Below are 26964 nucleotides of genomic sequence, written 5' to 3'. Positions count from 1 at the left end.
CCGCCACTGCAACGGTCGAGTACCCCACCGCGCACTGTCGGGGTTTGAAAACTCGGTCAAGTGCTTGAGGGGGACTCGAACACTCTGCCGTAGCACCCGTGCGCAGAAACAGGGTGCTCATGTGCTGGTTATAGCCTGCGGCCAGGGCAGGATGCTGACCGTGGGGGAAATTGCGCGCCGCCGCCAGCCCAGGACTATGAGCTCGGCGTTGTCAGTGTGGACAGTCCCGCTGTCAGGCCGACCTCAGCCTGGTCCGCCGGGGCAAGGGCACCGACCTCGCGGAGGGCGACGGTCAGGGTGGCGAGGTCGGCCCGGCCACTGCCGGCGATCTCGTCGAGGACGCGCACGCAGCGGTTCGTCGCGGTCGCCGCCCGACCCAGCCAGCCACCGACCCGGTCGCGAGCACTCACCTCCGGCTCACCTCGGCGGAGCACCTCGGCGGTGAGCGAGGCGTGCACTTCGTACAGGGTGTCCCGCAGCGCACCCCGGGCGAGCGCCTGCCAGTGGTCCTCGCGGGGCAGCTCCAGGATCCGTTGGCGCAGCCAGTCGAGCAGCAGTTGCTCGCCGAGCTGGAAGTGCACGGCTGCGGTGTCGGCCAGTACGTGACCGCTGGACCGGGCGACCTCGCTGATGTCGAGCACCGAGAAGAGGGACGGCAACGCCGCGATCCGCCGGGCGAGCGGTTCGGGCACACCTGCCTCGGTGTAGCGCCCGATCTCGGTGGCCAGCGCGTCGGCGGCCGCTTCGGTGAGCAGTTCCGGCAACCGCTCGCTCAGCTCCGGCACGGCGGGAGCGAAGAACGCGGCGGTCTCGGCGATATCCAGCGGCTCCCGCCGGTTGCGCAGCAGCCAGCGGGTCGCTCGCTCGACCACCTGCCGCGCCTGGAGGAAGAGCCCGACCTGCACTGTGCTCGGGACCGTCCCGTCGAGGGCCTGGATCTGTGTCCAGAGTGTGGGCAGCGCGAAGATCTCCCGTGCGGCGGTGTGCGCCCGCGCGATTTCCGGTGCGCTCCGACCGGTCTCCTCGGCCAGCCGGAAGACGAAGCTGGTGCCGGCGTGGTCGACGACGCTGTTCGTGACGCAGGTGGCGACGATCTCGCGCCGCAGCGGGTGGTCGGCGATCCGCCCGGCGAAGCGGTCCCGCAGGGCGTCCGGGAAGTACCGCTCCAGCTCGTGGCCGAGGAACGGGTCCTCCGGCACGTCGGAGGCGAGCAGCTGCTTATACAGCTCGATCTTGGTGTATGCGAGGAGCACCGCCAGCTCGGGCATGGTGAGCCCGCCGGACCCGCCTCGCTCGACCAGCTGCTCGGCGGTCGGCAGGACCTCCAGTGCGCGGTCCAGGTGGCCCGAGCGTTCCAAGACGTCCAGGTAGCGCAGGTGGACCTCGTGCATGGAGCCCGCCTGCGCGACGGCGGTGTAGAGCGCGCGGGTCTGGGCGTCGTTGTGTTCGAGCACCCGCGCGGCGACGTCGGCGGTCATCTCGGCCAGCAGGGTGTTGCGCTGCTTGACGGTGAGATCGCCGTCGCGCACGATGCGGTCAAGCAGGATCTTGATGTTCACCTCGTGGTCGGAGCAGTCGACGCCCGCCGCGTTGTCGATGGCGTCGGTGTTGACCCGCCCGCCGCGCAGCGCGAACTCGATCCGGCCGCGCTGGGTGAGCCCGAGGTTGCCGCCCTCGCCAACGACCCGGCAGCGCAACTCGTCGGCGTTGATCCGGACGCTGTCGTTGTTCTTGTCCCCGACATCGGCGTTCGTCTCGGTGCCGGCCTTGACATAGGTCCCGATTCCGCCGTTCCAGAGCAGGTCGACCGGAGCCCGCAGGATCGCCCGGATGAGCTCGTCCGGGGCGAGCGCCGGCGAGTCGACGTCCAGTGCGGCCCGAACCTCGGCAGAGAGCGGCACGGCCTTCGCGGTGCGGCGAAACACGCCGCCGCCGGGCGAGATGAGCTCGGGTGCGTAGTCCGCCCAGGACGAGCGGGGCAGGGCGAACAGCCGGGCCCGCTCGTCGAAGCCGCGCGCCGGATCAGGATCGGGGTCGAGGAACACGTGCCGGTGGTCGAAGGCGGCCACCAGCTTGATGTGCCGGGACAGCAGCATGCCGTTGCCGAACACGTCGCCGGACATGTCGCCGATCCCGGCCACCGTGATGTCCTCGTTCTGCACGTCCAGGTCCAGCTCCCGGAAGTGCCTGCGGACCGACACCCAGGCACCGCGGGCGGTGATCCCCATCGCCTTGTGGTCGTAGCCGCACGAGCCGCCGGAGGCAAACCCGTCACCGAGCCAGAATCCGTACTCCCGGGAGATCTCGTTGGCAATGTCGGAGAAGGCGGCGGTGCCCTTGTCGGCGGCGACGACGAGGTACGGATCGTCCCCGTCGTGCCGGACCACCCTCGGTGGGGGCACCACCGTGGCGTCGACGAGGTTGTCGGTCACGTCGAGCAACCCTCGGACGAACGTCGAGTAGCAGGCGACCACCTCCGCGTGCAGCGCCTCCCGGCCGCTCGGCGGCGCCTTCACCACGAAACCGCCCTTCGCGCCGACCGGCACGATCACCGCGTTCTTCACCACCTGCGCCTTCATCAGCCCAAGGACCTCGGTGCGGAAGTCCTCCGGGCGGTCAGACCAGCGCAGACCGCCCCGGGCGACCTCGCCGCCGCGCAGGTGCACACCCTCGATTCGTGGCGAGTAGACGAAGATCTCGAACCTCGGCCGGGGCCGCGGCAGGTCCGGGATCTCCCGGGAATTGAGCTTCAGCGAGAGCCAAGCCTTGGGGCGGCCGTTGGCGTCGCGCTGGAAGAGGTTCGTCCGCAGCGTGGCGGTCACCAGGCCCAGCAGGCTGCGCAGCACCCGGTCCTCGTTCAGGCTCGCCACCGCATCGATCCGGCTGACGATGTCGGCGACGAGCTGCTTCGCGCCCAGCTCGCGATCGACGGCCGAGTCGGGGTCGGGGTCGAACCGCAGCCACACCAGCGCGACGAGCTGGCGGGCGATCTCCGGGTTGTCGGCCAGCGCCGCGGCCATGAAGTCCCGGCTGAAGGTGCTCCCGGCCTGCCGCAGGTATTTCGCGTAGGCCCGCAGCACGGTCACCTCACGGGCACGCAGGCCGGCCATGAGCACGAGCCGGTTGAACCGGTCGTTCTCTACCTCGCCGCGCCAGACCGCGCCGAGCGCACCGGCAAGGCGCTCGCGGACGTCGCCGTCCTCCAGCTCGAGGTGGTGTGCCCAGCGCAGCCCGTAGTCGTAGATCCACATCGGCTCGGCCCCGGCCGGACGCACCTCGTACGGGCGCTGGTCGACGACCTGCATCCCCATGTTCTCCAGCAAGGGGAGTACGTCGGAGAGCGCGAGTGGCTCCCCATGGCGGTACACGGTGAGCCGGGGTTCACCGTCGAGCGACTCCAATGGGCGGTACAGGTGCATCGCAAGGTCCGGCCCGCCTCGGGCGGCGCTCAGCTCCTCGAGACGCCGGATGTCGCCGACGGCGGTGCGGGCGGGGAAGTCGCTGCGGTATCCGGGCGGGAAGGCGTCGGCGTAGCGATGGTGCAGCAGCAGCCCGCGCTCCTCGCCGAACTGGTCGACCAGCGCCTCGGCGAGGTCGTCGTCCCATCCTCGCAACGCGAGCGCCAACCGTGCCTCGATCGTCGGGGCGTCGACGTCGGGCACCCAGTTGGGGTCGGTGTAGATGACGAAGTGCAGCCGGGCCAGCACCGAGTCGGAGATGAGCGTGGACTCCTCCGAGTGCAACCCGTGCAGCGCGTCCATCAGCACGTCCCGGACACGCGAGCGGATCTCGCTGGTCAGCCGGCTGAGCGGCAGGTCAACGAAGCAGGAAAGGAACCGGCCGAACCCGTCGGGGCGCAACCACAGCCGCAGCCGTGGGCGGTGCCGCAGCGCGAGGATCGCCATCGCGTCGGCGTACAGCTCGTCCTCGGTGCATTGGAACAGCTCATCACGGGGGTAGCTGTCGAGTATCTCCAGGAGTGCCTTGCCGTCATGGCTGTCCGGAGGGAATCCGGCCCGTTCGAGCACGGCGCGCACCGTCCGACGGACGATCGGGATCTCGGTCGGCGACTGCTTGTACACAGTCGTCGTGTACAAGCCGAGGAATCGGCACTCCCGGCCGGCGCGCCCCGAGGGCAAGGGGCGCTTGATCCCGACGTAGTCGAGGTAGCTGTCGCGGTGCACGGTGGCCCGCGCGCGGGTCTTCGTCAGATTGAGCAGGCCCGGTTGGAGGATGTTGGCGCGACTCCCCCGCGGGAGTGTGGACAGGCGGTGCGGCCTCGGTGGGACGGGTGTGTCCCGCAGGATGCCCAGGCCGGTGCCGGGAATCGCCCGAAGGACGTCCTCCCCGTCGACCGCCGTGACCTCGAACTCGCGGTAGCCGAGGAACGTGAAGGAGCCGACAGTCAGCCACCGGAGGAACTCGGCGGCCTCGGCCCGATCGTCCTGCCCGTCGGCCGCCTCGGCCTCGAGCTCGAGCGCGAGCGACGCCGCCCGGTCGAGCATCGCGGGCCAGTGCGTCACGGCCGCGATGACGTCACCGAGGACGCGGACCAGATCGCGACGGATCTCCTGCAGCACCGCCGGATCGGTCTGCCGGTCCACCTCGACGTGGTGGTAGGACTCCACAACCACGGCGTCGTCGGTGGGCTTGTCGCCGGTGTCGGCCACGACGCCGAGCAGCTCGCCGTCCCGGTCCCGCCGCACGGTCAGCACCGGGTGGATGACGACGTGCAGGCCCAGCCCGTGGCGGCGAAGCTCCATCGTCAACGAGTCGACGAGGAACGGCATGTTGTCCGTGACCACTTCGACGACGGTGTGCGGGCTGGCGAAACCGTGCTCGTCGTAGTCCGGTGAGTACACCGCCACCTTCGGCTCTCCCCGCCGCCGCGTCCGGGCCAGCCGCAGGTGGGCGAGCGCCGCCCCATACAGGTCGGGGACCGTTGTCTCGCTGAGATCATCGGCGCCGACCCGCCCGTAGTACTGGCCGACGAACGGCAGGAACAACTCGGCCTGCTCGCCGCCCAGCCGTTCCTGCGCGTAGCGCTGGACGCGCTTAACAACTTCGGCCCTCTCGCGGTCAAACCAGTTCGCCTGCACGCCGTCCTCCAGCCCGAGCGTCGGGCACTCAGGGTCGCGCCTTCGAGGTCGGAACGCCATCCCCGGACCCCGCGGAGCCGTGCGCAGTCGCAGCTTCCAGCCCAGTCGCTTGAAGGCGGTGCCAAGGGACCCCGTCGTCCGTCACAATGGCTCGAGAAGCTCAACGATGAGGTGAGCGACATGCACGAGACGAAGCATTGGGACATCGCTGTTGAAATCGACGAACACGACGGCAGAACTCGGGCTATCGCCCGCCTGCGCACCGACAGCGACGAGTTGACGGGGGTTGGCCTGGCCCGGCTCAGCCCTCGCGATCGGGACGTGCCGGAGATCGGCGACGAGCTCGCCGCGGCCCGGGCACTGTCTGAGCTGACTCACCAGCTGCTCGACAGGGCCGCCGGGGATATCGAGCAGATCACCCACCAGCCGGCCCGCCTCCATATCTGACTGGGCTCGGTTCCAGCGCCTACTCGAGTACCGTAAGTAGCGCGTCGGGTAGCGCCGCGGCGTCGGTGAACGGGCGTGATGCCGCGAGTTTGGCGGCATGTTCACCGTCTGCGTGCTGCGCGAGAACGGTGCGGGCGTGGGTCTCGGGCAGCGCGTTGAACCAGCGCAGACCGATCACTCGGCGCTGAGCTGGGTCCATGGATCCGTACAGCCGGACCCGAGCCAGGCCACCGTCGGGGAAGACATCCATCCGGATGTGGGTCATCGGGCGGTGTGCGCCGAGCCGGAAACGGTGCGGTGTGTCTGGTTGCAGCCGAGTGCGTGGCAGTACCTCGGACCAGGCCCGGGATTCCTCGAGGCTGGCGGATCGGGCGTCTATGCCGCGCAGCGCTACCCATCCCGGTGCGTTGCCGACGAAATGGCTGGTGTCGAGCTCCGCCAGCGTCACCGTCGCTGGCCCGGCCAGCGCGAAGGTCACGAAGTCGTTCGCGTCGTCGCGACGGCGAGCGTTCTCCCAACTCGGGATCCGCAACTCCAAATCCCCGGCCCTGGTGCTCAACGTGCGGGCCCGGTGGCCGTTGCGCTGATTGACACGTTCCGCGCAACGCTCGTGCGGGGCCGCGCCGATCGCCTCGGTGAGCTCGGCCTCGATCAACGCTTGATAGATGGTCTCGGCGACCTGACGGACACGATCACCGACATCAGCGACCTTCAGTGCGTCAAGAACTTCGAGCAGGGCAGACTGATCCAGGGCCATCGCATGGCACCTCTCTACGTGTTCCTTGGCGGGTTCGCGCAGAGACGCATGCGATGGCCTCTTCTACGTGCTCAGGCACGAAGGGGGCTCAATCGGTTCGTACACCGACCCGCAAACGATCAGTGGGTGGGCCGTTGTCACTGGTCGGGCAGCCTCAGAAGTAAGGATCTGACACCAGCGCGGCCAGAAACTTAGCTACTAACGGGTTCACTCACTAGATCCCACCCTGGCTGAGATCCGCTGCACCTGGGCTTGTCGAACTTGATCATTTTCGGACAGGGTGGAGGTGTGTCCGCGCGGGCGGTCGGTCAGATCGCAACTGGCGGCCCCGGTTAGGTAAGTGTCGTGGCGGCCGGTCGAGTCAATCCAGGGCGGCGGAGCTCCGGCCGCCCAGGGCAGCGATCGCGTCCTTGTCGGCTGGGATGCCGCCCGGTTCCCCTGCAGTACCAGTCGGTTCTTGGGCGTTGTCGATGTACCCGACGGAATCACGTGCAAGCAGTTGTACAACTGTGAGAATGTTACTTACCCGACTGCGCTCGCCCCGGGGCGTCGACCCACCATGAGGAGTAACCCGTGAGCGAACCATTTCGACCGACGCGTCTAGAGGTGCTCCGGACCCGGGCACCCGGTGGGGTGGTCACTGCTTCGCAGCTGCTGAACGGATCCGGGGTGGGGGCACAGACGGTGATATCGGCGCCTCCGCCCGCTGACGTCAGCGGTGCCCGCATGATGTTCATTCGCCCTGGTGAGGGACCACCGGCCTCGGGTCGGTCGCGAGGCGTCGACGAGGATGGCGAGCCTGATATTGACTCGCTGACCGTGCGTGGCTGGATTCGCGCTGGCGCGTTGTTCGAGCTGTTCGCGCGCGCGACCGGGGCATCCTGTCCTGGTCTGGCTCGGCCGACCGCGATTTACGCGGCTAGCGACACAGCCGGGGAAGGCTCGCGGACGCTACAGACCGTCACTCCGCTGGCCGCCCACCTCGGAGTGCCGGTCAACACCCAATTCGGCAAGGCGACGAAACGGCGCTGGCCCGGGAGTTGGTCAGCCGTAGCGAACCGACCCTGATCTGCTGGCGACACGGCGAACTGTCCGTTATCGCAACCGCTTTAGCGGCCGTGGCTCCCACACCACCGACATCCTGGCCCGAGGACTGCTACGACCTGGTTTGGACCCTGGACCCAGCCGCAGGAGGTTGGTCATTCCACCAAATCCCCACCTACTCCTCGACGGCGGGGGCGACCGCGATCAGTCGATGGCCTAGCTGACGACTCGATTCCACCTCGGTCCGAGGTTAGGCCGATGGCGCCGTCATCGTCGGGGACCGTGGAATGCACGGTCACTCGTGACGCTGGGCGCGGCCCTTGTGTCACAACACTGCTCGCAACGCCCGACGGGTCGTGGTCCGTCGCCCCGCTAGTCCCTCCACGACCTGAGCGCTCACCAACAGCACGTTTGCCGTTTGATCCCGCGGCCGGGCCCGGTTCGCCGAACCGAAGTGTTGGTGGACATCCAACGTGAGGAGCGTGTCGCATGCATTGGTCGGCTCGTGTCGTGAACGGCTTGTCAACGGTCATTGGGAACTCCGGGTGGGCGGACATTTGATCTCCGGGCTGGCGGACAGCGGATCTCCGGGTAGGCGGACGTGAGTTTTCCGGGTGTGGGTTAGTTCAAGGGGATCACTCCCTTGCCTGCGAGGGCTTCGGCGAGACGGTGCGAGTCGCCGGTGGTTGCGATCAGATGTGCATGGTGGAGCAGGCGGTCGACGGTGGCGGTGGCCAGGGTTTTCGGCATGATCGAGTCGAATCCGCTGGGGTGGATATTGCTGGTCACCGCGATCGAGCGCCGCTCGTAGGCGGCATCGATGATCCGGTAGAACGCCTCGGCGGCGTCTTGGCCGGCGGGCAACATCCCGATGTCGTCGACCACGATCAAATCGCAGCCGCAGATCCGTGACACCGTCCGTGCGACCGTGCCGTCGACCTTGGCCTTGCCGACCGCCGCGGTCAGAGATTCCAAGGTGAACCAGGCGACCCGCAGGTCGGCCTCGATCGCGGCGTGCGCCAACGCCTCAACGAAGTGCGACTTCCCGGTGCCCGATGGGCCGGCGACCGCAAGATTCTCCTGCCGACCGATCCACTCGAGGGTGACCAGCGCGTTCTGGGTGGGCTCGGGGATCGAGGACTCCTCGGGCCGCCAGGAGGAGAACGTCTTCCCGGTAGGGAAGTTCGCGTTCTTGCGCCGTAACCGACGCGTCGCCGAGTCGCGGCCGGTGACTTCCTCGATCAGCAGGACACGCAGCACCTCAGCGGGGTCCCAACGTTGCGCCCGTGCGGTTGCCAGGATGTCGGGCGCGGCTTTGCGCAGGTAAGGCAGCCGCATCCGACGCGTGATCTTGTCCAACTCATCGGGCAGCGCCGGCGCTTGCGGGTGGCTCACGACCATGAGTCCACCGCCTCGATGCGCTGCTGCAGCCGGGCGGCGAGGGTGCCCACCCAGGCCGCGACCTCGAACGCGTCACTCTGCCCACCCGAGCAGGCCCGAGCGCACGCCTCGGTCGGCCCAGGGTCGCCGCCGGCCAGCCACTGCTCGAGCAGATCCAGAACGGTGGTGGTCTGCTCGAGGGTGGTGCGGTCGATCAGTACCCAGGGCGAGGGCGGCAGGCCCGGCAACGACGCGGGCTGGGTCGGGTCGGGGGTGTTCATGCGCCGAACCTGTCCCACGACCCGGTGCCGGGCTGCGCGGAGTGCGCCTCGTCGACGTGCACGACGTCATCGGGTGGCCCGGCGGCGCCGAGGTGATCCAGGATCGAGACCAGGTCGTCCTCGGCGAACCGGCCCGCGATCGCGGCCAGCCCGAGGGCCTCATCGACCCGGTCGCCACCCAGGACCGCGCCCAGCGCGACCGCCCGGGCCATCTTGGCCCGGATCCGCGCCACCCCGGTCGCGGCGGCCTCGATCAGCCACCGGCGTGCCCCCTCGCCCAGGTCCAAGAACGCGACCTCTTCCGGGGTGCGGGCACGCACCTTGGGAACCCGCGGCAGATTCCCGCCTGGGTGGTGCGGGTAGTGCGCATCGACGATGCGCGGATGCCCCGGGGTGGATAGCTCGTGACGGGCGATCTCGCTGATCCCCACCGCGGTGGACCCGGTGATGGCCAATTCCTCGCCCACCACCCGGCACCACACCTTCTGGCCCTGGTGCCCGTCCGGGGTGGAATAACGCACTGAGCCCCACCGGATCGTCTGATCATCATCAACCAGCCGTTCCTCGCCCAGCGCGATCGCATGCGGCGCGCCCGGCAGAACATGCAGGTGCTGGCGCTCGATGCGCAACCGCTCAACAGGAGCGGCCCCGGTCTCCCGGTGCGGGCGGGCGTTGACCCGCTCGCACCACTCGAAGCACGCGTCGGCGAGCTCGGCGAACGAGGCGTAGGCGGGCAGCAGGTTCGCCGTGGTCGGGACCAGATCCGCTTTGGCGATCTTCACCGTGTGCTCAGCGCCGCCTTTCGACTCCGGATCGAAGGGCTCACACGTTTCCACCTTGCAGCCGTAATGGCGGCCCGCGGCGACGATGTCAGGATGGCGCACCGGCACGCCGGCGACCCGGTCGATCGTCACCGTCTTCGGGTTATCAGTCAGTAAATAGGTGGGCGCCCCACCGATCCGCCGCAGCGTGGCATCCACACACCCCACCAGGGTGCCCAGCGTCTGGTCCCAGGCCGGGAGCACCACCCGAAACCGTGACCAGGACAGCCACGCGCAGAACAGCTGCGTGCGCCTGCCACCGACACGGGGACCTTCGCCCCAGTCGTGCTGCAACCACATCCCCGGCTCAGCCACCCATGGCCGGTACTTCCGTCGGTGCCCCGCATTCCAATCAGCCTTGACCTCGGCCACCGCGCGCCGCGTGCTGCGATCGGTGCCGGTAAACCCCATCGCGACCAGCCGCGCGTGCACCACATCGGCACGAACTCGCCCCTTCGATGCCTCGACTAACTCCTCGATCTTGTCCAAGAACGGGTCAATCGCTCGCGGCCGTCGCGCCGGGGTAAACGGGTCGCGCCCGGAGTCGCGGATCGCGACAAAACGGGCCACGGTCTTCTCATCCACCCCGGCCAACGCCGCGGCTGAATGTGGACAACGCGTCAAATCGAACGCTTGCAAGATCTCCATGACTTCCCTGCCAGACTTGGTCAAGGGGTCCCTCCAGATCGGGGCTGGCTGTGATCGACAACCAGAGCCAACCCGGCAGGAGGGACCCCGCCTCGCATGCTGTTCAGGCGTGTCCCGGAGAAGTCATGTCCGCGGACCCGGAGATCTCACGTCCGCCCATCCGGAGCCAGCTGTCCGCCCATCCGGATCTTCGCGTGTCCGTCGGCACGGCTGCACCGTTCTGACGGTTTCTGGCTCGATCCACGGCGTTGATGCGGCCAGACTCCAACTCCTGCTGCGCCCGGCCACGGGCCTCGTGCTGGATCTGCGCGAGGTAACGTTCCTGGACCCCGTCGGACTGGACGTACTCGCCGATGTGGCGTCGCGGTTCGCCGACCAGCCTTGGCCCTTAGCAATTGTCATCGGGGACCGCCACCAGCAGGTGCTACGCGTGATCGAGGACGCCCACCTCCAGGCTCTGCGACTATTCGACACTGTGGAGCACGCCGTCGCCGCCGGACCAATCCAGGACGAATGATCACACCGGTAAGGCAGCGCCCCGCTCACGGGCCTGGTACGTCATCACGTTCTGACGTACCAGCGGCGAGGGCCGACGGACACCTAACGTTCCCGTTCCACCTACTGGACAGAGGTCCTTTATCCGACGCACAAGATCACGCCTCGAAAGCGTGTAGGGCGCAAGCCCTCGTGGGTTCAAATCCCACCGCAACCGCCATTGAGCTGCGAAAACGTCGGTCGAGTCGATCAAGACCCGACCGACGTTTCGGCTTCTGGCTGCAATTGGTGGCTAAGGCTCCGCGCTCGAAGTTCGGACCGAGCCGGGGCATGACCCCGGGCGGAATGACACCCGGATCCGACGCTGACGAACGGGCGCCCTACGACCGTCGGTCCGGCCGCCTCGTGCTACCTCGGTGCGGTCCGGTTCGGGGATTCGTCTGGGCGACCTCCGGCCGGTCGGGCGTGGCACCCTAGCTGGCGAGGAGGTTGAGGGCGTCGTGGGTCGGGGAGGCGAGGACGGTACGTCGGAACCTCGAGCCGAGACCCATCTGCCCCCGCTCGAGGAAGGGTGAATCGGCCCTCGACCACCGTTTGAGAGTTCTGGACGGGCGCCTCATCCTGCGCGCCGTCCCAGGGAGCCCAGTCGAACGTATCGCGCTCCAAGCCCTGGTCGGGGGTCGTCGATGTGTGCCAGTCCTGGACGGTGTCCGGGGCATGCGCGGCGTCGACGACGTCATTTGGTGCGGGATCCGGCTGCCTAGCCGTGTGCGCGTCGGGGCCCCAATGTGAGCCCGGCTCGGGTAATCGGGGTGCGGGGACCTCTAGGACCGGGGCTACCACGGACATCGGCCCTGACTGGGAGATGCGGGGGCTCGGCAGCAACGGCCAGTCTGAGGACTCCGCCCACTCGGGGCGTGCGGGGCGTGCTCGGTCGGGTGGCGATGTGGCTGAGCGCGGTTCGGGAACGAGAGCGTCGAACAGGTCGACCTCGGCATGAGGTTCGACCCGATAGCGATGCCGTGACATGGTCCTACCCTCCGGACCGTGCGGCGAGGGTGGCGGTCGGTTCGGGGGACCGACGGACTTGGGGAGCCTTGCCTTCTCGTAACCTCGCCGTCACCAATCCGAGATCCAACGTATCGACCGGGTGACTTGATGTCTCCCAGGTTGCTCTCAGTGAGATGGCCGTGTCGCAGTGGGCGGCGAACGGTTCGCCTTGACGCGCTCGTCGCCGGTCGACCGCCGCCGGTCACCTTCCCCGCCTCCAAGGCGTCCGCCGAGCGCAAACCGCTCTGAGGGTGCGGTGGTCCCGGTCGGGTGGCGCGGTTTGGGGGGTGGCCGTGCCCCCAGTAGGCGCGCGGACGGCGGCGATGGTCACGAACTGTGCGAGGTTGTCGTGTTCGAGGTGGGTACCGCGCTAGTGGCGGAGGTCGTCCAGTACTAACTGCTCGATCTGTGCGACGTCGTGCAGGTGGGCGGGACCGAAGCGGCGCAGCCGACCGCACACGTTCGACTCGTCTGCCGGCTCTTGGAGGCGGAGGGTGACCGCGGGTGGCGGCGGGCAAGAGGCGAGAGTGATCACTCTCGGGCCGGTGTCACCCCGGCACGGGCCAGGTGTACGGATGAGGATCCGCAAAACGGTGCTCAGTGGACCATGCTCGTTGGATGGCGAGGTTCGTTGCGGACATCGACAGCGGTGAGAGTCTCGACAGCGGTGAGAGTCGGACCGTGTCACCATCATGAATGGGAAAAAAATCGAAGTCGACGCAACCGACCCTGAGCTGGGCTGACGCTCCGGCCGAGCATGACTATCCCGCCGCGGTGTCGTTTTTGCGGTTGATAGCCGCACCCGCATTGGCCGAGTCGCTGTCGAGTCTGCTGTCGCAGGCGCCGCTGGTGCACCAGGCTGCGAAAGACATTCTTCGCGCGGCGCGGCTTCCGCTACTTCCGGCGGATGATCCCGAAGTCGCGAAGGATCTAAAGAAAGTCTCCAAGGGCACGCCGCTGTCGCCGGTGCTGCTGGTCCGTGGTGAGCTGCGGCCCGATCGAGCGTTGCAGATCGCGGACGGCTATCACCGAGTGTGCGCCAGCTACCACCTCGACGAGGACGCCGAAATCCCCTGTCGGCTCGTGGACCCACCAGCCGTCAGTGCATAGCCGGCGGCGGTGATGAGCCCAGACGAGAAGCCAGACCAGACCCGCACGTCGCCGCACGCCGACCCCGACCGCATCCAAGCCATCGTGAACGCCCGCCACCGCGAGCAGCTCGTCGGGCTACTGGAACGTGCGCCGGTCTGGGCCCGCGACTTCGCCGACCTTCGTTATGAGTGGCGGCGGCTGTTCAGCGAGCTGTTCGGCACCTTTCTGCTGGTACTGGTCGGCTCAGGCGCACCGGTCCTGGACGCCGCCACGCACGGTCAAATCGGCCGCGTGGCGGAGGTGACGTCGCCGGGATTGATGGTCCTGGCGATCATCTTGTTCATGGGCGCGGTGTCCGGCGCGCATCTCAATCCCATCGTGAGCATCGCATTCGCGCTACGAGGCGACTTCGGCTGGCTCCGGGTACCGGGCTACCTTGGGGCGCAACTCGCTGGTGCGCTGCTGGCGAGCATGGTGTTGAGAATGACGTTCGGCGATCTGGCTCACCTGGGGGCGACCCTGCCCGGAGCCGGATTCAGCGCCACGCAGGCCTTCGTCGTCGAAACAATCCTCAGTCTCGGGCTGGTCAGCACAATCTTGGGTACCGCCTCCAGTGCCCAGAACATCGGCCCGCTGTCCGCGTTCGGAGTTGCCGCCTACATCGCACTTGCTGGCCTATGGTCCAGCCCCGTCAGCGGGGCTTCGATGAACCCAGCCCGCTCACTCGCACCCGCCCTCATCGGCTCTGACCTGCACGACCTGTGGATCTATCTCACCGCCCCACCGCTCGGCGCGGTCGCCGCCGTCGCCGCCAGCTACATCCTGCGCGGTCCGGGCGGCGACCCCGGCGGCACCCAAGCCGCGCGGGGCAGGCTGCCCGAACCCGGTCACAGCCCAGGCCCCGATAGACACTGCCGCTAACCATTCACCCGCGCATACGGGACACCAGCACTGCGTCCAGCGTTCAGCAAAGCTGAACGATCTGGCGATGTTGGGTCATCGGTCGGTAGGGCGCCGACGCCGACGTCCTTGCTGCCGCGGCAGCGGGCGATCAGGTTCCGGGAGCACTGACCTGACCCATCGACTCCCGATCTGGATCACTACCAGGGTCACCGTCCCGGTGGCAGAAAACGGGTCACCGGGACGGTGACTTTTGTCGGTTCAGACCCGTGCGCCGCGCCCGCGCACGAAATGCACGACTGCGACGATGACTGCGATCACGATGGCGGCGTGGACGACGGCCCCGAGATGGAACACGAAGAATCCGAGCAGCCACAGGACAAGTAACAAACCGGCGAGGCCAAGCAACATCGGTGGGCTCCATTCTGCGAAGGGCGGTGACATTCACTCCTTCCCGTGACAGAACATCGTTAACCGCCTCGCGGACGAAAATATTTGAGCACCGTGTTGACACCCCGAACAGCCGGGCGCAGCCTCGGGCGTTCGCGCGCGCACCGCTGCCAACCCTAGGTGAACACTAGGTGCAAACGTGCAATCGAGTGCTCGGACCACAGGCAAGGAGCCGACCTTGGTCCGGTCCTCAACTGGGGCGGGCGGAGACGGCGGCGGTTCCCCACGGCGGGGATGGCAGAACCAAGTCTTCGCACATGCTGGGCTCCTGCTCCTGCTCGACCGGCATCTGAGTCCCCCAGGCGTGTCCGATCCTGACAGGGAGTCGCTTCTCTGAGAAGCTCCGTCCCGTCCACCCCTGTGGGCGCCCCGGTTGCGCGTGATGGGTGGCAGAGGGGCTGATTCGCTACGGCCCCACCGCACCCCTCCGGCGCCGACTGCTGTGTCCAGTGATCGAAGGAGTCCGGATGGTGACTCGGTCAGAGAGTAATGCGCCGAGGGGGGAATCTGGGCGAGGTGGGGGGAGGGATCAGAGCCGGTTGCTTCCGGTGCTCGCGGCCGAGCGGGCGCTGCGGGCTGTGGTGCTGGTCGGTATCGGTCTCATCCTGTTGACTCATGCCCACGCGGACTGGGCCGATCTTGCGCGTCGGGTCGCCGAGCGGGCCGGGTTGGATCCCAGCCAGAACGTCACCGGGCGACTGATCTCGAAGCTGGCCGGATTTGGACCGCGGAAGGCTCAGCGGGATGGCGGGATCGCGATCGGTTACGGATTGTTGGAAGCTGCTGAGGCCTACGGCCTGTTGCGGCGCCGGGAGTGGGGGGAGTACCTGACGGTGGTGTCCACGGCGCTGTTGTTCATCCCGGAGGTCCAGGAGTTGTTGAGCAAGCCAAGCCTGCTCAAGGTCTGCGCTCTGGTGCTCAACATTGTGATCGTCGGTTACCTCGCTCTGCGACTCGTCCGGCGCCACGATGACCGCCGGCGGCCGCAACCATGATGGGAGCAGCTTCCTGACCGGCTTTCGTAGCGTGGCTCGGGCTTCCACCGGCTTTCGTAGTGTGGCTCGGGCTTCGACCAGAGCGATGGGTAGATGGTGCTCAGACTGTCTTGATGCGGGCAGGACCCGCTTGTGGTTCGCGACGGCTAGCGCCGTCCAGTTGTCGCGTCTCCGGGCCGGCGGGCCGACCCCGGGGCGTGAGTACCCGGTTCACTGATCGGCCAACGCGTTCTGGTCGGGCCGGCCCAGTTCGGGTGCGCGGGCTGTGCCCGGACATCTCGGAGCGGCCGGTAGCACTCGCGCTGGAGGTTGATCTCCCCGATAACCCAGTTCAGGATGCCTGAGATCACGGTGAGGACGAGGATCACACCGAGTACGACGTAGACCCATACGAAGAATTGCGAGACCCCGGTACCTCTTCCCCGCAGCAAGCTCAGCGCCCACGCGGGCGCGGCGTTAAGGCGCGCGGAGCTGGTGACCAGACCGGCCAGCCACCTGGCCCGCAGCGCAACCAATGCTACGACGACGAGGGGCGACATCCGCCAGCACCAAGTCACGGGGTCACCTTGCCGCGGTACGTGCGGATGGTCATGTGATGGATGTCGCACCTGGTTGGCGTCGTGTTACCTCTGAGGCAGAAGTGATGAAACCGGCACCCGTCGCAGGCGTCAACCGGCTTACCTCGTTAGCCGAGCAGAGCTCGAGACCGAGACCGAGACCGAGACCTCCGGAGGTTGGTACGACCGGCCGCTCGCTATTCAGATCATGAGCTGCAAACCTCGGCTACCAGGAACTGCATCACCTGGTAGCCGAGGTTGCTGTGCTCGAGGCCGTTCCTGCGCAGTTGTCTCGGTGACTGGCTAGGCGTGGTGGATGTCGGTGTTGTGGTGGTCGTCGAGGTGGGTGTGTCGTGGGAGTTAAGTTCGTTGTGGCTGTCGGTGTGTGAGGTGTCGTCGTAGTTGGTGTGGGTGCTGTCGTCGCCCCTGGTGCTGGTCGGCGTTCTGGTGGGCGTCGGCGTGATCGCCCGCCGCGTTCACCGAGGTAGCGCCGGAACCTGAGTTGTGGACAGAGGTGGTGGTGTCGCTGTGGGTGCGGTTTCCTGATCACCGGCGCCGCCGGAGTCTCGGGATCCCAGGAACGGGCGGACACCGGACCGGCGGTTGCCGTCGGGGTGTTGGCCGTCGTGGTCATCGGTTCCCTCGCGGTGACCGCGCGGCGTGGCGGACAGGGCGGGGCCGCCACCCTTCTGGGTGTCGCGACGGGCATCGTGTATGCGCTCAACGCGACCCTGATTAAGGCGTGCATGAATGTGCTCGTTCACGGGCCGGTCGGGCTGGCAGCGAGTTGGCAGCTCTACTTGCTGGTGGTCGAGGAAGCCGACCCCGGAGACCACGTAGGCGGTGATCTGCAACGGCGCCGCCGGTACGCCTGTTTGCTCGCCGAACTCCACGAATACCGCCGCTTCGGCCGCGACCAGAGCGTTGGTACGCAAACCGGCGGTGCGTGAGCGGTACCGGCGTTCCAGACCGATCAGCAACCCGCACCCGGTCGCCAGCAACAACCGCAGGACGAACTTCCCATCGGCGCTACCCACCGGGTGTCCCCACGTCAAGCTTGCTCATCCGCCGCCGCTGGGCAGCGGCGGCGCCGCTAGTGACGGCGGGAATCAGCGCAACGCGAACACTACCGACAACACGAACAGCGCCGCGGTGACCAGCAGCGAGGCCGAGCCGAGCACGGGCCGGTGAGACGCCATGCAGATCAGCGCCAATCCCAGGTTCATCACTATCGGCAGGATCGCCGCGAGCGGCCCACCATGCGACCTACTCAGGATGGGCCGCCGTGGTGTCGCCCACGGCCGCGACATTTCCACGTACTGCCACGCGGACCCTGCCGACGATGGTGGCGAGTCCGGCTTTAAGGTGGAGCTCGGAGGGCCCGCTGACCTTCTGGGTCGGGTGCAGTGCCGGCGGCTGTCCTGGTGCTCGGCGAGCAGTTCAACGAGGGCCAATGGCACCTGGGTGAGTTCGGCGACGCGCACCGGATCGCGGCCGTGGCGCAGCAGCGAGGCTGCCATCGCGACCTGGATGCTGGGGCGATCAGCCCTAGGCAGATCGGCCGGACCGCGCGGCCCTTGGGCCGGCGCCCGGGTGGGCGGGCACTGGCCTGGGCGCTCGTGTGGATGCTCATCGGGCCCGGGCGGACGGTTGGTAGGCATCGGAACCTCCTCACCCACTGTGGATCAGCGTGATGTCTGTGTCGGTGGGTGAGTCGGTGACTCGGTGCCGTTGCCCGACGCGGTGGAGGGTGGCGCGGAATCGTCTGATGCCGGCTGGGGGCTGGCCTGCGCGTGGCCGTCGCCGTTCTCGTCGTCGACGACTTCATCGGTGGTGTCGGGGTGTGGGGTGGGTTCGCGGCGGCGCCAATTGCGGGGTACGGACGATTCGAGGACGTCATCGACGGTGATCACGCCGATGAGGTGGTCCTCCTCGTCCACGACGGGCAGGTTGAGCAAGTTGTAGTCGGTGACCAGCAGGGTGATGTCGATGAGGTCGGCGTCGGGATGCACCCGTACCGGGTCGGGCTCGGCGATCTGGCGCAGCGTGGCGGCGGGGTCGGCCTGTAGCAGCGCGACAAGGCTGGCCGCGCCGCGCAGCTTGCCGTGTGGGTTGAGGCTGAACACGGTGGTCAGCGCCTCGGGTTGCAGTGTTTTCGCATTGCGGACTCGTTCGAGCGCGTCGGCGACCGTCGCGCCGCGGTGCAACGCCACGAAATCCAGGCCCATCAGCCCGCCCGCGCTGGTGGGGTTGTAGCCCAACAGGGCGGTGACCTTGGTGCGTTGCCCGGCCGGGAGCAGTTCCAGCACGGGCTTGCGCCGGTCTTGGGGCAGGTCGGCGATGGCGTCCGCGGCGTCGTCGGCGCGCATCCGGGCCAGTACCGCGGCGATCTCTGGGTCGGGCCGATCGCGCAGTAGCCGGGATTGGCGGTCGTCGTCGAGTTCCTCGAACACGTCGGCCTCCAACTCGGGGTCGGCGTGCACGTGCGCGAGTAGCTCGGTCTGTTCTTCCCGGGAGGCCTCCTCGAGCAGGTCGGCGATTTGCGGGGGCTTGAGCCCGCGCAGCCGCCCGGTGCGGCCGCGCAGCAGCACGGTGGGCTCGTGCCCGATCAACGCTTCGAACGCCTTCCAGTCCCGACACCCCCCACCCTCCTCCTCGCGCTGGTGATCGCCGTGGTGTTCGTGGGCGGGTTCGGTCTTGCCGAGCAGCCGGCGCCACCAGGAGGTTTTGCGGGTGTCTACGCCGGCCAGCACCCACCCGTCGGAGGTGGGGGCGAGTTCGAGGTCGTAGGCGCGGACCAACCGTGCCCGGGGGATGTCGATGAGGCGGTGGCCGAGGATGTCGGTGCGCAGCAGCACCTCACCGTCGCGGCGTTCGAACTCCCGCAGATCGAGCCGGGAGCTGGCCAGGACGACTTGCTCGGTGTTCCAGTCGGTGACCGCGTCGGCGGGCACGAACACGCGCCGACCGCCCAGGTCGGCGACCAGCCCGGTGACCAGGGGGTAGTCGACACCGCGCAGCCGGACGATCACATCGGAGAGATGGCCCAGTTTTTGCTCGCGGGCGCCGAGGACGGCACGGCTCAGCAGCCGTGACAGCGACAGCGTCGGCCCGAACTCGGTTGATGACACGGCCGGTGGTGTGGCGGTGTTCGGCTCGGCACCACTGGTGGGTGGTTGGGGTGATGTAGTGCTCATGACCAGGGTTCCTTCCAGGTCATCGCTGGGTCATCGAGGGCCACGGTGGCATCTGTGGCGTCTGTTGATGATGGCGCGATCGCTGCTATCTGGAGTGCCATTGGGCCGCTACGAACGGGTGCATCCCCGGGGGGCATCGCGTCACCGCCGGACCTAATGGTGGGCCAGGGCGAGTTGCACGACACGAACTATCACCATGCCGACGGCGATCACCAAGTAGCCGCGTAGCACGGTCAACCCGAGGCGCCGTCCACTGCTCAGCGTGGGTCGGGTCAGCAGGGCCAGCGGGGGCATCCGCCAACTCGCTCGCAGCTCCCGATCCACCGGAGGAGCTGAGGTCTCCTGACCACCGGGGCGGCGCAGCCGGTGGCGGATGGCCAGGAACAACCCAGCCCCGATCGCCAGGACACTGCCCACGGCGAGGATGGTCAGGATCGCGCCGCCGGTGATATTGGGGAACACCACCGCGGCGGTGAGCACGATCGAAAGCATCACCAGGATCGCAATGACCGCGCTGGTGAAGATGTTCAGCTTTCGACTGTTGACCCATGGTCCGAGGACCTCGCTGTCGTTGCATAGCAACAGCAGGAACACTGTCGCTGAGGGCAGTAGCACTCCGGCCAGGGTTTGCACCCCTTCGGTCAGCAAGCCCAGCGGGCTGCCGGGGATGACCACAATGACCGCGGCTCCGATGAGCAGCCCGGTGAACATGACGTAGAAGCCTTTGGCCTCTTTCGGGCTTCGGTGCAGCGAGTGCCGCAACCCCAGTACGTCCCCGATTGCGTAAGCGGTCGAGAGTGACACCGCCGCCGCGCCGATGATGGAGGCGTCGATCAGCGCGAGCGCGAAGAGCACCCCGGCCGACTTCGACACGTAGGTGCCCAGTCCGGTGGCGACCCCGCCGGCGTCGGTGAACTGCCCGAAGGCGGGTGTGCCGCCGAACGCGGCCGCGCAGAACGCCATCATCGCCCCCGCTCCGAGTACGACGATGAGGATGCCGATCCACAGATCGACTTTCTCGTAGCCGATGAAGCGGGGAGTGATGCGTTTGTCAATGATGTAGGACTGCTGGAAGAACAGCTGCCACGGCGCGACCGTGGTTCCCACGATGGCGATGATCAGCAACATCACCGTGGACAACTCCGAGCCACTCGGCATCCCGGGCACCACGAAGTCATGCACGACCTGCCCGATTGGCGGATGTGCCATCACCAGGATCGGCACCAGCAGCAGCGACCCGAACACGAGGACCAAACAGACCTGTTCGAAGCGGCGGAAGCTGCCCGTCGACGCGGCGGCCACGACGACGATGGCGGCAAGCAACACCCCGGGCACCTTGGGCAGGCCCAGATAGGTCAGGCCGAGGCTGATCCCGATGAACTCGGTGACGATGGTCAACGCGTTGAGCAGGAGCAAGTCGATGACGCTGAACGCGCCCCAGAACCGTCCGAAGCGTTCCAGGATCAGCCGAGCGTGCCCGACACCGGTGACCGCGCCCAGGCGCAGCACCATCTCCTGGTTGACATATAGCACCGGCACCAACAGCAGCAGCGTCCACAACAACCGGGTGCCGTAGTTCTGCCCGGCCTGGGTGTAGGTACCGAACGCGCCGGCGTCGTTGTCGCCGACCATGACGATCAGACCGGGGCCGACGATGGCCAACAGGGTCTTCAACCGCCGCGACAGGCTGGTGCGCCCGTCCTGGTCGTCGAGCCGGATGGTGCCCATCGCGCCCTGAATGTCACCCAGGTGCGCCTCGTCGAGTACCGCGCTCCGCGCGGCTGGTTTCGTTCCCGTGGTAGCCGTCGTTTCCACGCGCGCGGTGTTCCCGGGTGTGGCCCGCGCCGGCGAGGCCCCTTCCGCCGGCGCGTGCGCTTTTGGCGCTGGCGCGGCGGGGGTGGTTGGCGTTGGTCCGGCCGCGGCGTCACCGCGGGCCGGGGTGTTCGAGGTCATCGGGATCATCCCTTCACCAGCCCCGGACACGGGGTTCGCCCGAGCCCGGGCGCGTGTAGGTACGGCCGCCAAACGCCGCGGTCATCACCATCGGGACCGGCCCCGGTGCCTGCCCGGCACGCAACAGCCCGGCCCCACCAGCTGCCCGCCGACCCAGGGTGACCTGGCGAGGCCAGCGATTCGCCAGCAGCCGAGCCGCCGACAACAGCCGGATCGAGAGAAAGCGAACGGAACCGAAGTGCAGATCGAAAAGGACGTGACTCATCGCGGACATCCCCTCAGACGAGCGCCACCGCATCACCCACAGCCCCGCGCTACAGCGCGGTCAGCTAATTGCGGCCGTGGTCGGTCAGCGCGAAATGGATATGAGCAACCGGACTCGGACCGTGACTATCGCCGGATCCCATCTCTCACCTCCTCACCGCCGAGGCACACGCGGGTGCCACCACTGTCTGCGCGCAGCGCGAGCACCGCGCGACCAATATCGACGATCGGGCTCGGGCACCCCCTCGTCAGAGCTTTGGCACTGCGCGGCGTGATCCCCGCCCCGTGCGGGTCGGGGAAGCCACTTGGGGTCACCCCTTAGGCCGGGGAGACCTGTCCTGACCCTGGGGCGTCTCTCGACGCTGGAGGGTCAGTGGCCTGTATCCGCGCAGACGCCTCACCGAACGAGGTGCTACTCCACCAGTTGACCCGGCCCTAAGCGCACTGTCAAGTATTCGTGCAAGTGTAAGAATGTGGTTCGTCCCACGGCTTCCGACGGTCAGGGCGTCTCAGGTGATCGAAAAGATGGATCGACGCATGTTGCCCTGGGATTGGACGGGTCCGGGTCACGCTGAGACGTTCCTTGTTCATGCTGGTCCCATCTTCGGCGGCGTTGACTCCCGGGGTCTGGCGATCGACGGGTTCGCCACGCCGGGATGGCTGGGGCTGCTCGCGGTGCTGGCGGTGCTGGTGACCGGCTATGTGTGGGCGCAGAAGCGGCCCTTTCGTCACGTGCTGCGGTTCGCCAATCTTGCCTCGGTGGAACGTGTCGCACCGCGGCATCCTGGCTGGCCACGGCATCTTCCGCCGGCGTTATTGCTGGTGGCGCTGTTCTTGTTGACGGTGGCGTTGGCCGGCCCGACGGCTCGGGTTCAGGTGCCGCGCAATCGGGCCACGGTGATGTTGGTGATCGATGTGTCGTTGTCCATGCGGGCCAACGACGTCACCCCCACCAGGCTTGCGGCCGCCCAGGACGCCGCGACGAGTTTCGTCAAGGCTATGCCCTCGACGATCAACCTCGGGCTGGAGTCGTTCGCCGGCACCCCCGCGCTGCTCGTTCCCCCGACGACTGACCGGGAGGCGGTGCAGGGACAGATCCAGTCGTTGAAGCTGGCCGAGTCCACCGCGACCGGGGAAGCCATCGCCACCGCGGTGAACGCGATCGAGCTGTTCAACCGGCAGATCCCGGGAAGCGAAGCTGGGCCGCCGCCGGCGCGGATCGTGTTGATGAGCGACGGCAAACAAACCGCGGGCCGGGACGAGTTCGACTTCGCCGCCGAGGCCGGTCATAAGCACATCCCGATCAGCACCATCTCCTTCGGCACCTTGTACGGCACCATCGACCTGGGGGGCCGACAAGTTGGGGTCCCGGTCGACGATCCGTCATTGGCCCAGGTGGCGCGGCTCTCGGGTGGGCAGTTCTATCCCGCCCAGAGCAACGCCGCACTGCACCAGGTCTATGACACCCTCGGTGCGCAGATCGGCTACCAAACCATCCAGGCCGACACCAGCAAGACCTGGTTCGCGCTGGGCACCCTGCTCAGCATCCTCGCCGCAGCGATCGCCCTGACCCGCTCGCAACGGCTACCCGGCTGACGCTCAACGGCCCGCATGGCGGACCCCGCGGCGCTCAGGCGCCGCGGCGGTGTCCCCGGGACCGACTGGGGCGGGAGTCGTACAGCTCGCTGTGGTGACGGATCGCGAGCTGCACGATCTCCACGACGTGCGGGTCGTCGACGACGTAGATTTGGCGTTTGCCCTCGCGGCGGGCGTGCACCAGACCGGCGAGTTTGAGCTTGGCGAGGTGGTGGCTCACGGTGGCCACGCTCTGCCCGACCTGCTGTGCCAGGGTGCCCACATCCTGCTCGCCGTCGGCGAGCAGCCAGACCAGGTGCAGGCGCACGGTCGCCGCGAGCAAGCCGAAAGTCGCGGCCGCGTCCTGCAGCAACTTAGGTGGCAGGGTTTCAGGTGACGGCGGGTGTTCAGGAGGGTCGGTCGGGGGGCCAGTGGGCACGAACGGTCCTTTCGGGTGCGGTGTCCGACAGCGTGACCTACAACCGATATTTGCACAAGCGTTTGACTGTCAGGTAGGTGGGCGGTGTACTGGGAGCGGGGCCACCGACCACCGGTCGGGATGCGGACGCTCGTGTCGATGGCGACGAGGAGGTGGGCTCGTGACCGGTGAGGGAAGTAGTCGCCGCCACGTGGATACCTCCCCTGGCCTCGAGGTTCCGGGGTAGGGCCCGGGGATGGCTGGGACGGTCTGAGTGGTGGTCATTGTGGTCAACACCGCTGATATCACCGTGGGCATCGCCTCCACTGACAGGGCCGGGCCATGACTCGAGCCTCGAACACCTCCTCGCGCTCAACGAGCCCGGCTGGGCTGGGTGGCCTGGTCGGGTCCGAGGCCGAGGCGGTGGTGGGCCGCTTGCGTGAGTTGGCGGACTCGCCACCACTGGAGTTGTTTCGCTGCTTGAGCGCGTCCCCGAAGGGCCTCACGGAAGCCGAAGCGGCCGTGCGGCTGGCCGGGTGCGGTGACAACCAGATGCCCGCCCCGGCCGAGGCCGGTCTGGCGAGGCGGGTGGTTACCGCGGTGCGCAGCCCGTTCGTGGGTCTGCTGGCCGGTCTGGGCGTGGTGTTCGCCGCGCTGGGGGATGCGCGTGGGGCGCTGACCGTCGCGGCCATGGTGGCTTTGAGTGTCGGGGTGCGGTTGTGGCAGCACACCCGTTCGCTGCGCTCGGTGGCCGCGTTGCGGGCACAGGTCAGCGTGACCGCGACGGTGCGCCGACGCGCTACCGACGGGTGCCCGCCCGTCGAGCGGGAGATTCCCAGTCAGGACGTGGTTCCCGGCGATGTGGTGCTACTCGCGCCGGGGGATCTGGTGCCCGCCGATGTTCGGGTGCTGGCGGCCGCCGATCTGGTGGTGGACCAGTCGACGCTGTCCGGCGAGGCGGTTCCCGTGTCCAAGCGGGTGCCGGCACCACCGCGCACCGCGCACCACCACTGGCGCCGCCACCCTGACCGCCGCCAGGTGGCACCGGAGCTGGTGGACGCCCCCGCGCTGTGCTTCGCCGGCACCTCGGTGGTCTCCGGTACCGCCACCACGGTGGTGATCGCCACCGGGGCACAGACCTATGCGGGCTCGATCGCCCGGCATACCACCAGCGCGGAGCGTCCGGAGTCCAGTTTCGATCGGGGCGTGCGCAGGGTCGGGTGGACCTTGGTGCGGTTCATGCTGGTGTTGGTGCCGATCGTGCTCGCGGTCAACGGGGCGGTGAGCGGGGACTGGGCACGCGCGGTGATGTTCGCGGTGGCGGTGGCGGTCGGGTTGACCCCGGAGATGCTGCCGGTGATCGTGACCACCAACCTGACCCGAGGCGCGGTGCGGCTGGCCCGGGACAAAGTCATCGTGAAGCGGTTGAACGCGATCCAGGACCTGGCCGCGACCGATGTGCTGTGCGTGGACAAGACCGGCACGTTGACCGAGGACCGGGTGGCCTACGCGCACAGCATCGACCCCGAGGGGCGTCCCGACGGCCAAGCCGCCGAATACGCCTACCTGGCCCTGCATTTCCAGACCGGCCCCCGTGACCGTTTCGACTCCGCGATCGCCACCCAACTCGCCGACAGCGCCGATAACACCAAGGGGCACCCCGATGACCGCGTCAGCGCCGGCGCTGAGGATCTGTTGATCGAGGCTTTCTACCAGCAGGTCGACGAGATCGGTTTCGACCCCTACCGCCGCCGCGCCACTGTGGTGGTGCGCCGTGAACCCGGTGAGCATGTGCTGATCACCAAGGGGGACCCGGATGTGGTGTTGGCGCGTTGCACCCATGCCGCCGCGCTCGGTACGGTCACCGAGTTCGGCCCCTCGGATCTGACGCGGGCCCGCGACGTGGTCGCCGCTCACGCCAAGCAGGGGATGCGCATCCTGGCCGTGGCGATCAAGCACTGCCCGGCCCGGTACGCCCGCTACGGCGAGGGCGACGAGGCGGGGCTCATGCTGGTGGGTTTCATCGGTTTCGTGGACCCTGTCGGGGAGGGCGTCGCGGACGCGGTCCGTGCGCTGAGCCGGCACGGGGTGGCGGTCAAGGTCCTGACCGGAGACAACGAGCAGGTCACCGCACATGTGTGTGCCCAAGTCGGCGTGCGCGTCGGCGAGATCGTGACCGGCCGGCGGATCGACGCGACCGACAACACCGCGCTGCGCGCGCTGGTTGAGTCCCACACCGTGTTCGCCAAGCTCACCCCCGCGCACAAGGTGCGGATCGTCGCCGCGCTGCGCGAGGGCGGGCATGTGGTCGGCTTCCTCGGTGACGGAGTCAACGACGCTCCCGCGCTGTGCACTGCCGATGTCGGCATCGCGGCCGATACCGCTACCGATGTCGCCAAGGACGCGGCCGATCTGATTCTGCTGGAGAAGGACCTCGGGGTGATCGCCCGAGGTATCACCGAGGGCCGACGCACCCTGGGCAACACGCTCAAGTACGTGCACATCACCGCCAGCTCGAACTTCGGCAACGTGCTCACCGTGCTCGCGGCCAGCGTGTTCCTACCGTTCCTGCCGATGCTACCCATCCAGCTGGTGGTGCAAAACCTGCTGTATGACACCGCGCAGCTGGCGCTGCCCTGGGACCGCGTCGACCCGGCGTACCTGCGCCGTCCCCGACAATGGGACGCCGGCGGCCTGACCCGGTTCATGCTGGCTTTCGGCCCGCTCAGCTCACTGTTCGACATGGCCACGTTCGCGGTCCTGTGGTGGGTGTTCCACACCGGCACCCACCCCGCGCTATTCCAGACCGGCTGGTTCGTCGAGGGCTTGTGCTCGCAGTTGCTTGTGGTGTTCGTACTGCGTACCGCTGTCCTGAGCTGGCGAGGCGCTAGGCCGGGCCGGCCCGTCCTTCTCGCCAGCTTGACTGTTGCCCTTGTGGGGCTGTTGCTGCCGCTGACCGCGCTGGCCGGCCCGCTCGGGATGCGGCCGCTACCCGGCGGCTACCTGCTCTGGCTCGCCGCCGTGCTGCTCGGCTACGGGTTGGCCGCCGAGCTGGCCAAACGCCTGTATCTGCGCCGTCGACTGCCCTGGTGGTAGCCCGAGTAGACCGCGCCCGATACGGCGGCGACCTCGTCATGCCACGACCCAGAGCGCGCGGTCACGGCGCCCCACCAGACCCGGCTGGACCAACGACTGACCGACCACTCGACGCGAGGTCCTGAAACCGATGGAGCGCCGGACTGGGGGCTCCCGGCGAACAGTTGGCCCATGATTCTGATGGCGAGAGTGTCGGCGTCGCCCACGGACCCCGACTAAGCGAGCCCTCGTGTCGCTGCGGCGGCCTAGCGTGGACGCCATGGGCGACCTGGCCGGCGCGGCAAGATCTGCCCGAACTGTGCCACCTGCTGGACTGGTGGTGGGCGGACCCGCCGTGGCAAGGCTGGTGGGAGTGCCTACCTGGCGAGCAGTGGCCATGCGTCGCCGCCACAAACCGGTTTCACTCTGACAAGGCTGTGTTAGTCCGGGCCGATCAGCGGGCAGC

The 26964-nt window shown here is 67.9% G+C and carries 17 protein-coding genes, 2 pseudogenes and 1 riboswitch; of the genes and pseudogenes, 7 read left to right on the top strand and 12 right to left on the bottom strand.

Features of this window, described 5'->3' with window-relative positions; translation table 11 throughout:
- Positions 1-194: 194 nt before the first annotated feature.
- Positions 195-5159, bottom strand: coding sequence for an NAD-glutamate dehydrogenase (locus ACTXG6_RS33290; protein ID WP_445183361.1), 4965 nt, complete (start codon positions 5157-5159; stop codon positions 195-197).
- A 120-nt stretch (positions 5160-5279) separates the two neighbouring features.
- On the opposite strand from ACTXG6_RS33290, the gene ACTXG6_RS33285 reads away from it, so the two are divergent.
- Positions 5280-5546 (top strand): DUF1876 domain-containing protein, encoded by a 267-nt coding sequence (locus ACTXG6_RS33285; protein ID WP_445183360.1) that lies wholly within the window; start codon positions 5280-5282, stop codon positions 5544-5546.
- Between the two features lie 19 nt (positions 5547-5565).
- Here ACTXG6_RS33285 and ACTXG6_RS33280 read toward each other — a convergent pair.
- The 5 genes and pseudogenes from ACTXG6_RS33280 to istA all read right to left on the bottom strand — a co-directional run.
- Positions 5566-6051 (bottom strand): annotated as a pseudogene (locus ACTXG6_RS33280) (allantoicase); the annotation flags it as partial.
- Between the two features lie 15 nt (positions 6052-6066).
- Positions 6067-6303 (bottom strand): annotated as a pseudogene (locus tag ACTXG6_RS33275) (transposase); the annotation flags it as partial.
- A gap of 1665 nt (positions 6304-7968) precedes the next feature.
- Positions 7969-8742, bottom strand: a complete 774-nt coding sequence (istB, locus tag ACTXG6_RS33270) for an IS21-like element helper ATPase IstB (protein WP_445183359.1) — start codon at positions 8740-8742, stop codon at positions 7969-7971.
- Positions 8739-9008, bottom strand: a complete 270-nt coding sequence (locus ACTXG6_RS33265; RefSeq protein ID WP_331511675.1) for a hypothetical protein — start codon at positions 9006-9008, stop codon at positions 8739-8741. Before ACTXG6_RS33265 ends, istB begins: the two co-directional genes overlap by 4 nt.
- Positions 9005-10477 (bottom strand): IS21 family transposase, encoded by a 1473-nt coding sequence (gene istA, locus ACTXG6_RS33260; RefSeq protein WP_445183358.1) that lies wholly within the window; start codon positions 10475-10477, stop codon positions 9005-9007. The genes ACTXG6_RS33265 and istA overlap by 4 nt, the downstream gene beginning before the upstream one ends.
- Here istA and ACTXG6_RS33255 point away from each other — a divergent pair.
- From ACTXG6_RS33255 to ACTXG6_RS33245, 3 genes are all read left to right on the top strand, one after another.
- Positions 10476-10994 (top strand): STAS domain-containing protein, encoded by a 519-nt coding sequence (locus tag ACTXG6_RS33255; protein WP_445183357.1) that lies wholly within the window; start codon positions 10476-10478, stop codon positions 10992-10994. The genes istA and ACTXG6_RS33255 overlap by 2 nt on opposite strands.
- Before the next feature lie 1724 nt (positions 10995-12718).
- Entirely contained in the window at positions 12719-13132 is a 414-nt protein-coding gene (locus ACTXG6_RS33250) for a hypothetical protein (RefSeq protein WP_445183356.1), read from the top strand.
- 12 nt (positions 13133-13144) lie between these two features.
- Positions 13145-14035, top strand: coding sequence for an MIP/aquaporin family protein (locus tag ACTXG6_RS33245; protein WP_445183355.1), 891 nt, complete (start codon positions 13145-13147; stop codon positions 14033-14035).
- Positions 14036-14275: 240 nt separating this feature from the next.
- On the opposite strand, the gene ACTXG6_RS33240 is transcribed toward ACTXG6_RS33245, so the two are convergent.
- Positions 14276-14425 (bottom strand): lmo0937 family membrane protein, encoded by a 150-nt coding sequence (locus tag ACTXG6_RS33240; protein ID WP_445183354.1) that lies wholly within the window; start codon positions 14423-14425, stop codon positions 14276-14278.
- A 587-nt stretch (positions 14426-15012) separates the two neighbouring features.
- Here ACTXG6_RS33240 and ACTXG6_RS33235 point away from each other — a divergent pair.
- Positions 15013-15459 carry a DUF2127 domain-containing protein gene (locus tag ACTXG6_RS33235; protein WP_445190159.1) on the top strand — a complete coding sequence of 149 codons (447 nt, stop codon included), beginning with the start codon at positions 15013-15015 and terminating at the stop codon, positions 15457-15459.
- Positions 15460-16492: 1033 nt separating this feature from the next.
- Here ACTXG6_RS33235 and ACTXG6_RS33230 read toward each other — a convergent pair.
- From ACTXG6_RS33230 to ACTXG6_RS33215, 4 genes are all read right to left on the bottom strand, one after another.
- A complete protein-coding gene (locus ACTXG6_RS33230) occupies positions 16493-17053 on the bottom strand; it encodes an MgtC/SapB family protein (protein ID WP_445183353.1) in 561 nt (186 codons plus the stop codon).
- Between the two features lie 72 nt (positions 17054-17125).
- Positions 17126-17536, bottom strand: coding sequence for a hypothetical protein (locus ACTXG6_RS33225; protein ID WP_445183352.1), 411 nt, complete (start codon positions 17534-17536; stop codon positions 17126-17128).
- Positions 17537-17701: 165 nt separating this feature from the next.
- Positions 17702-19147, bottom strand: coding sequence for a magnesium transporter MgtE N-terminal domain-containing protein (locus tag ACTXG6_RS33220; RefSeq protein ID WP_445183351.1), 1446 nt, complete (start codon positions 19145-19147; stop codon positions 17702-17704).
- 219 nt (positions 19148-19366) lie between these two features.
- Positions 19367-21028, bottom strand: a complete 1662-nt coding sequence (locus ACTXG6_RS33215; protein ID WP_445183350.1) for an NRAMP family divalent metal transporter — start codon at positions 21026-21028, stop codon at positions 19367-19369.
- Positions 21029-21664: 636 nt separating this feature from the next.
- Positions 21665-21846: riboswitch (M-box (ykoK) riboswitch) on the bottom strand.
- Between the two features lie 211 nt (positions 21847-22057).
- Between ACTXG6_RS33215 and ACTXG6_RS33210 the strand changes: the two genes are divergently transcribed.
- Positions 22058-23026, top strand: coding sequence for a VWA domain-containing protein (locus tag ACTXG6_RS33210; protein ID WP_445190158.1), 969 nt, complete (start codon positions 22058-22060; stop codon positions 23024-23026).
- 34 nt (positions 23027-23060) lie between these two features.
- Here the strand turns inward: ACTXG6_RS33210 and ACTXG6_RS33205 are convergent, their stop codons facing one another.
- Positions 23061-23444, bottom strand: a complete 384-nt coding sequence (locus ACTXG6_RS33205) for an ArsR/SmtB family transcription factor (protein ID WP_445183349.1) — start codon at positions 23442-23444, stop codon at positions 23061-23063.
- 321 nt (positions 23445-23765) lie between these two features.
- On the opposite strand from ACTXG6_RS33205, the gene mgtA reads away from it, so the two are divergent.
- Positions 23766-26519 (top strand): magnesium-translocating P-type ATPase, encoded by a 2754-nt coding sequence (gene mgtA / locus ACTXG6_RS33200; protein ID WP_445183348.1) that lies wholly within the window; start codon positions 23766-23768, stop codon positions 26517-26519.
- Positions 26520-26964: the final 445 nt, after the last annotated feature.

The organism is Pseudonocardia sp. Cha107L01, from assembly GCF_052566575.1.
Note: the sequence above shows the minus strand (reverse complement) of the source record. Positions and strands in the feature narration are given on the sequence as shown.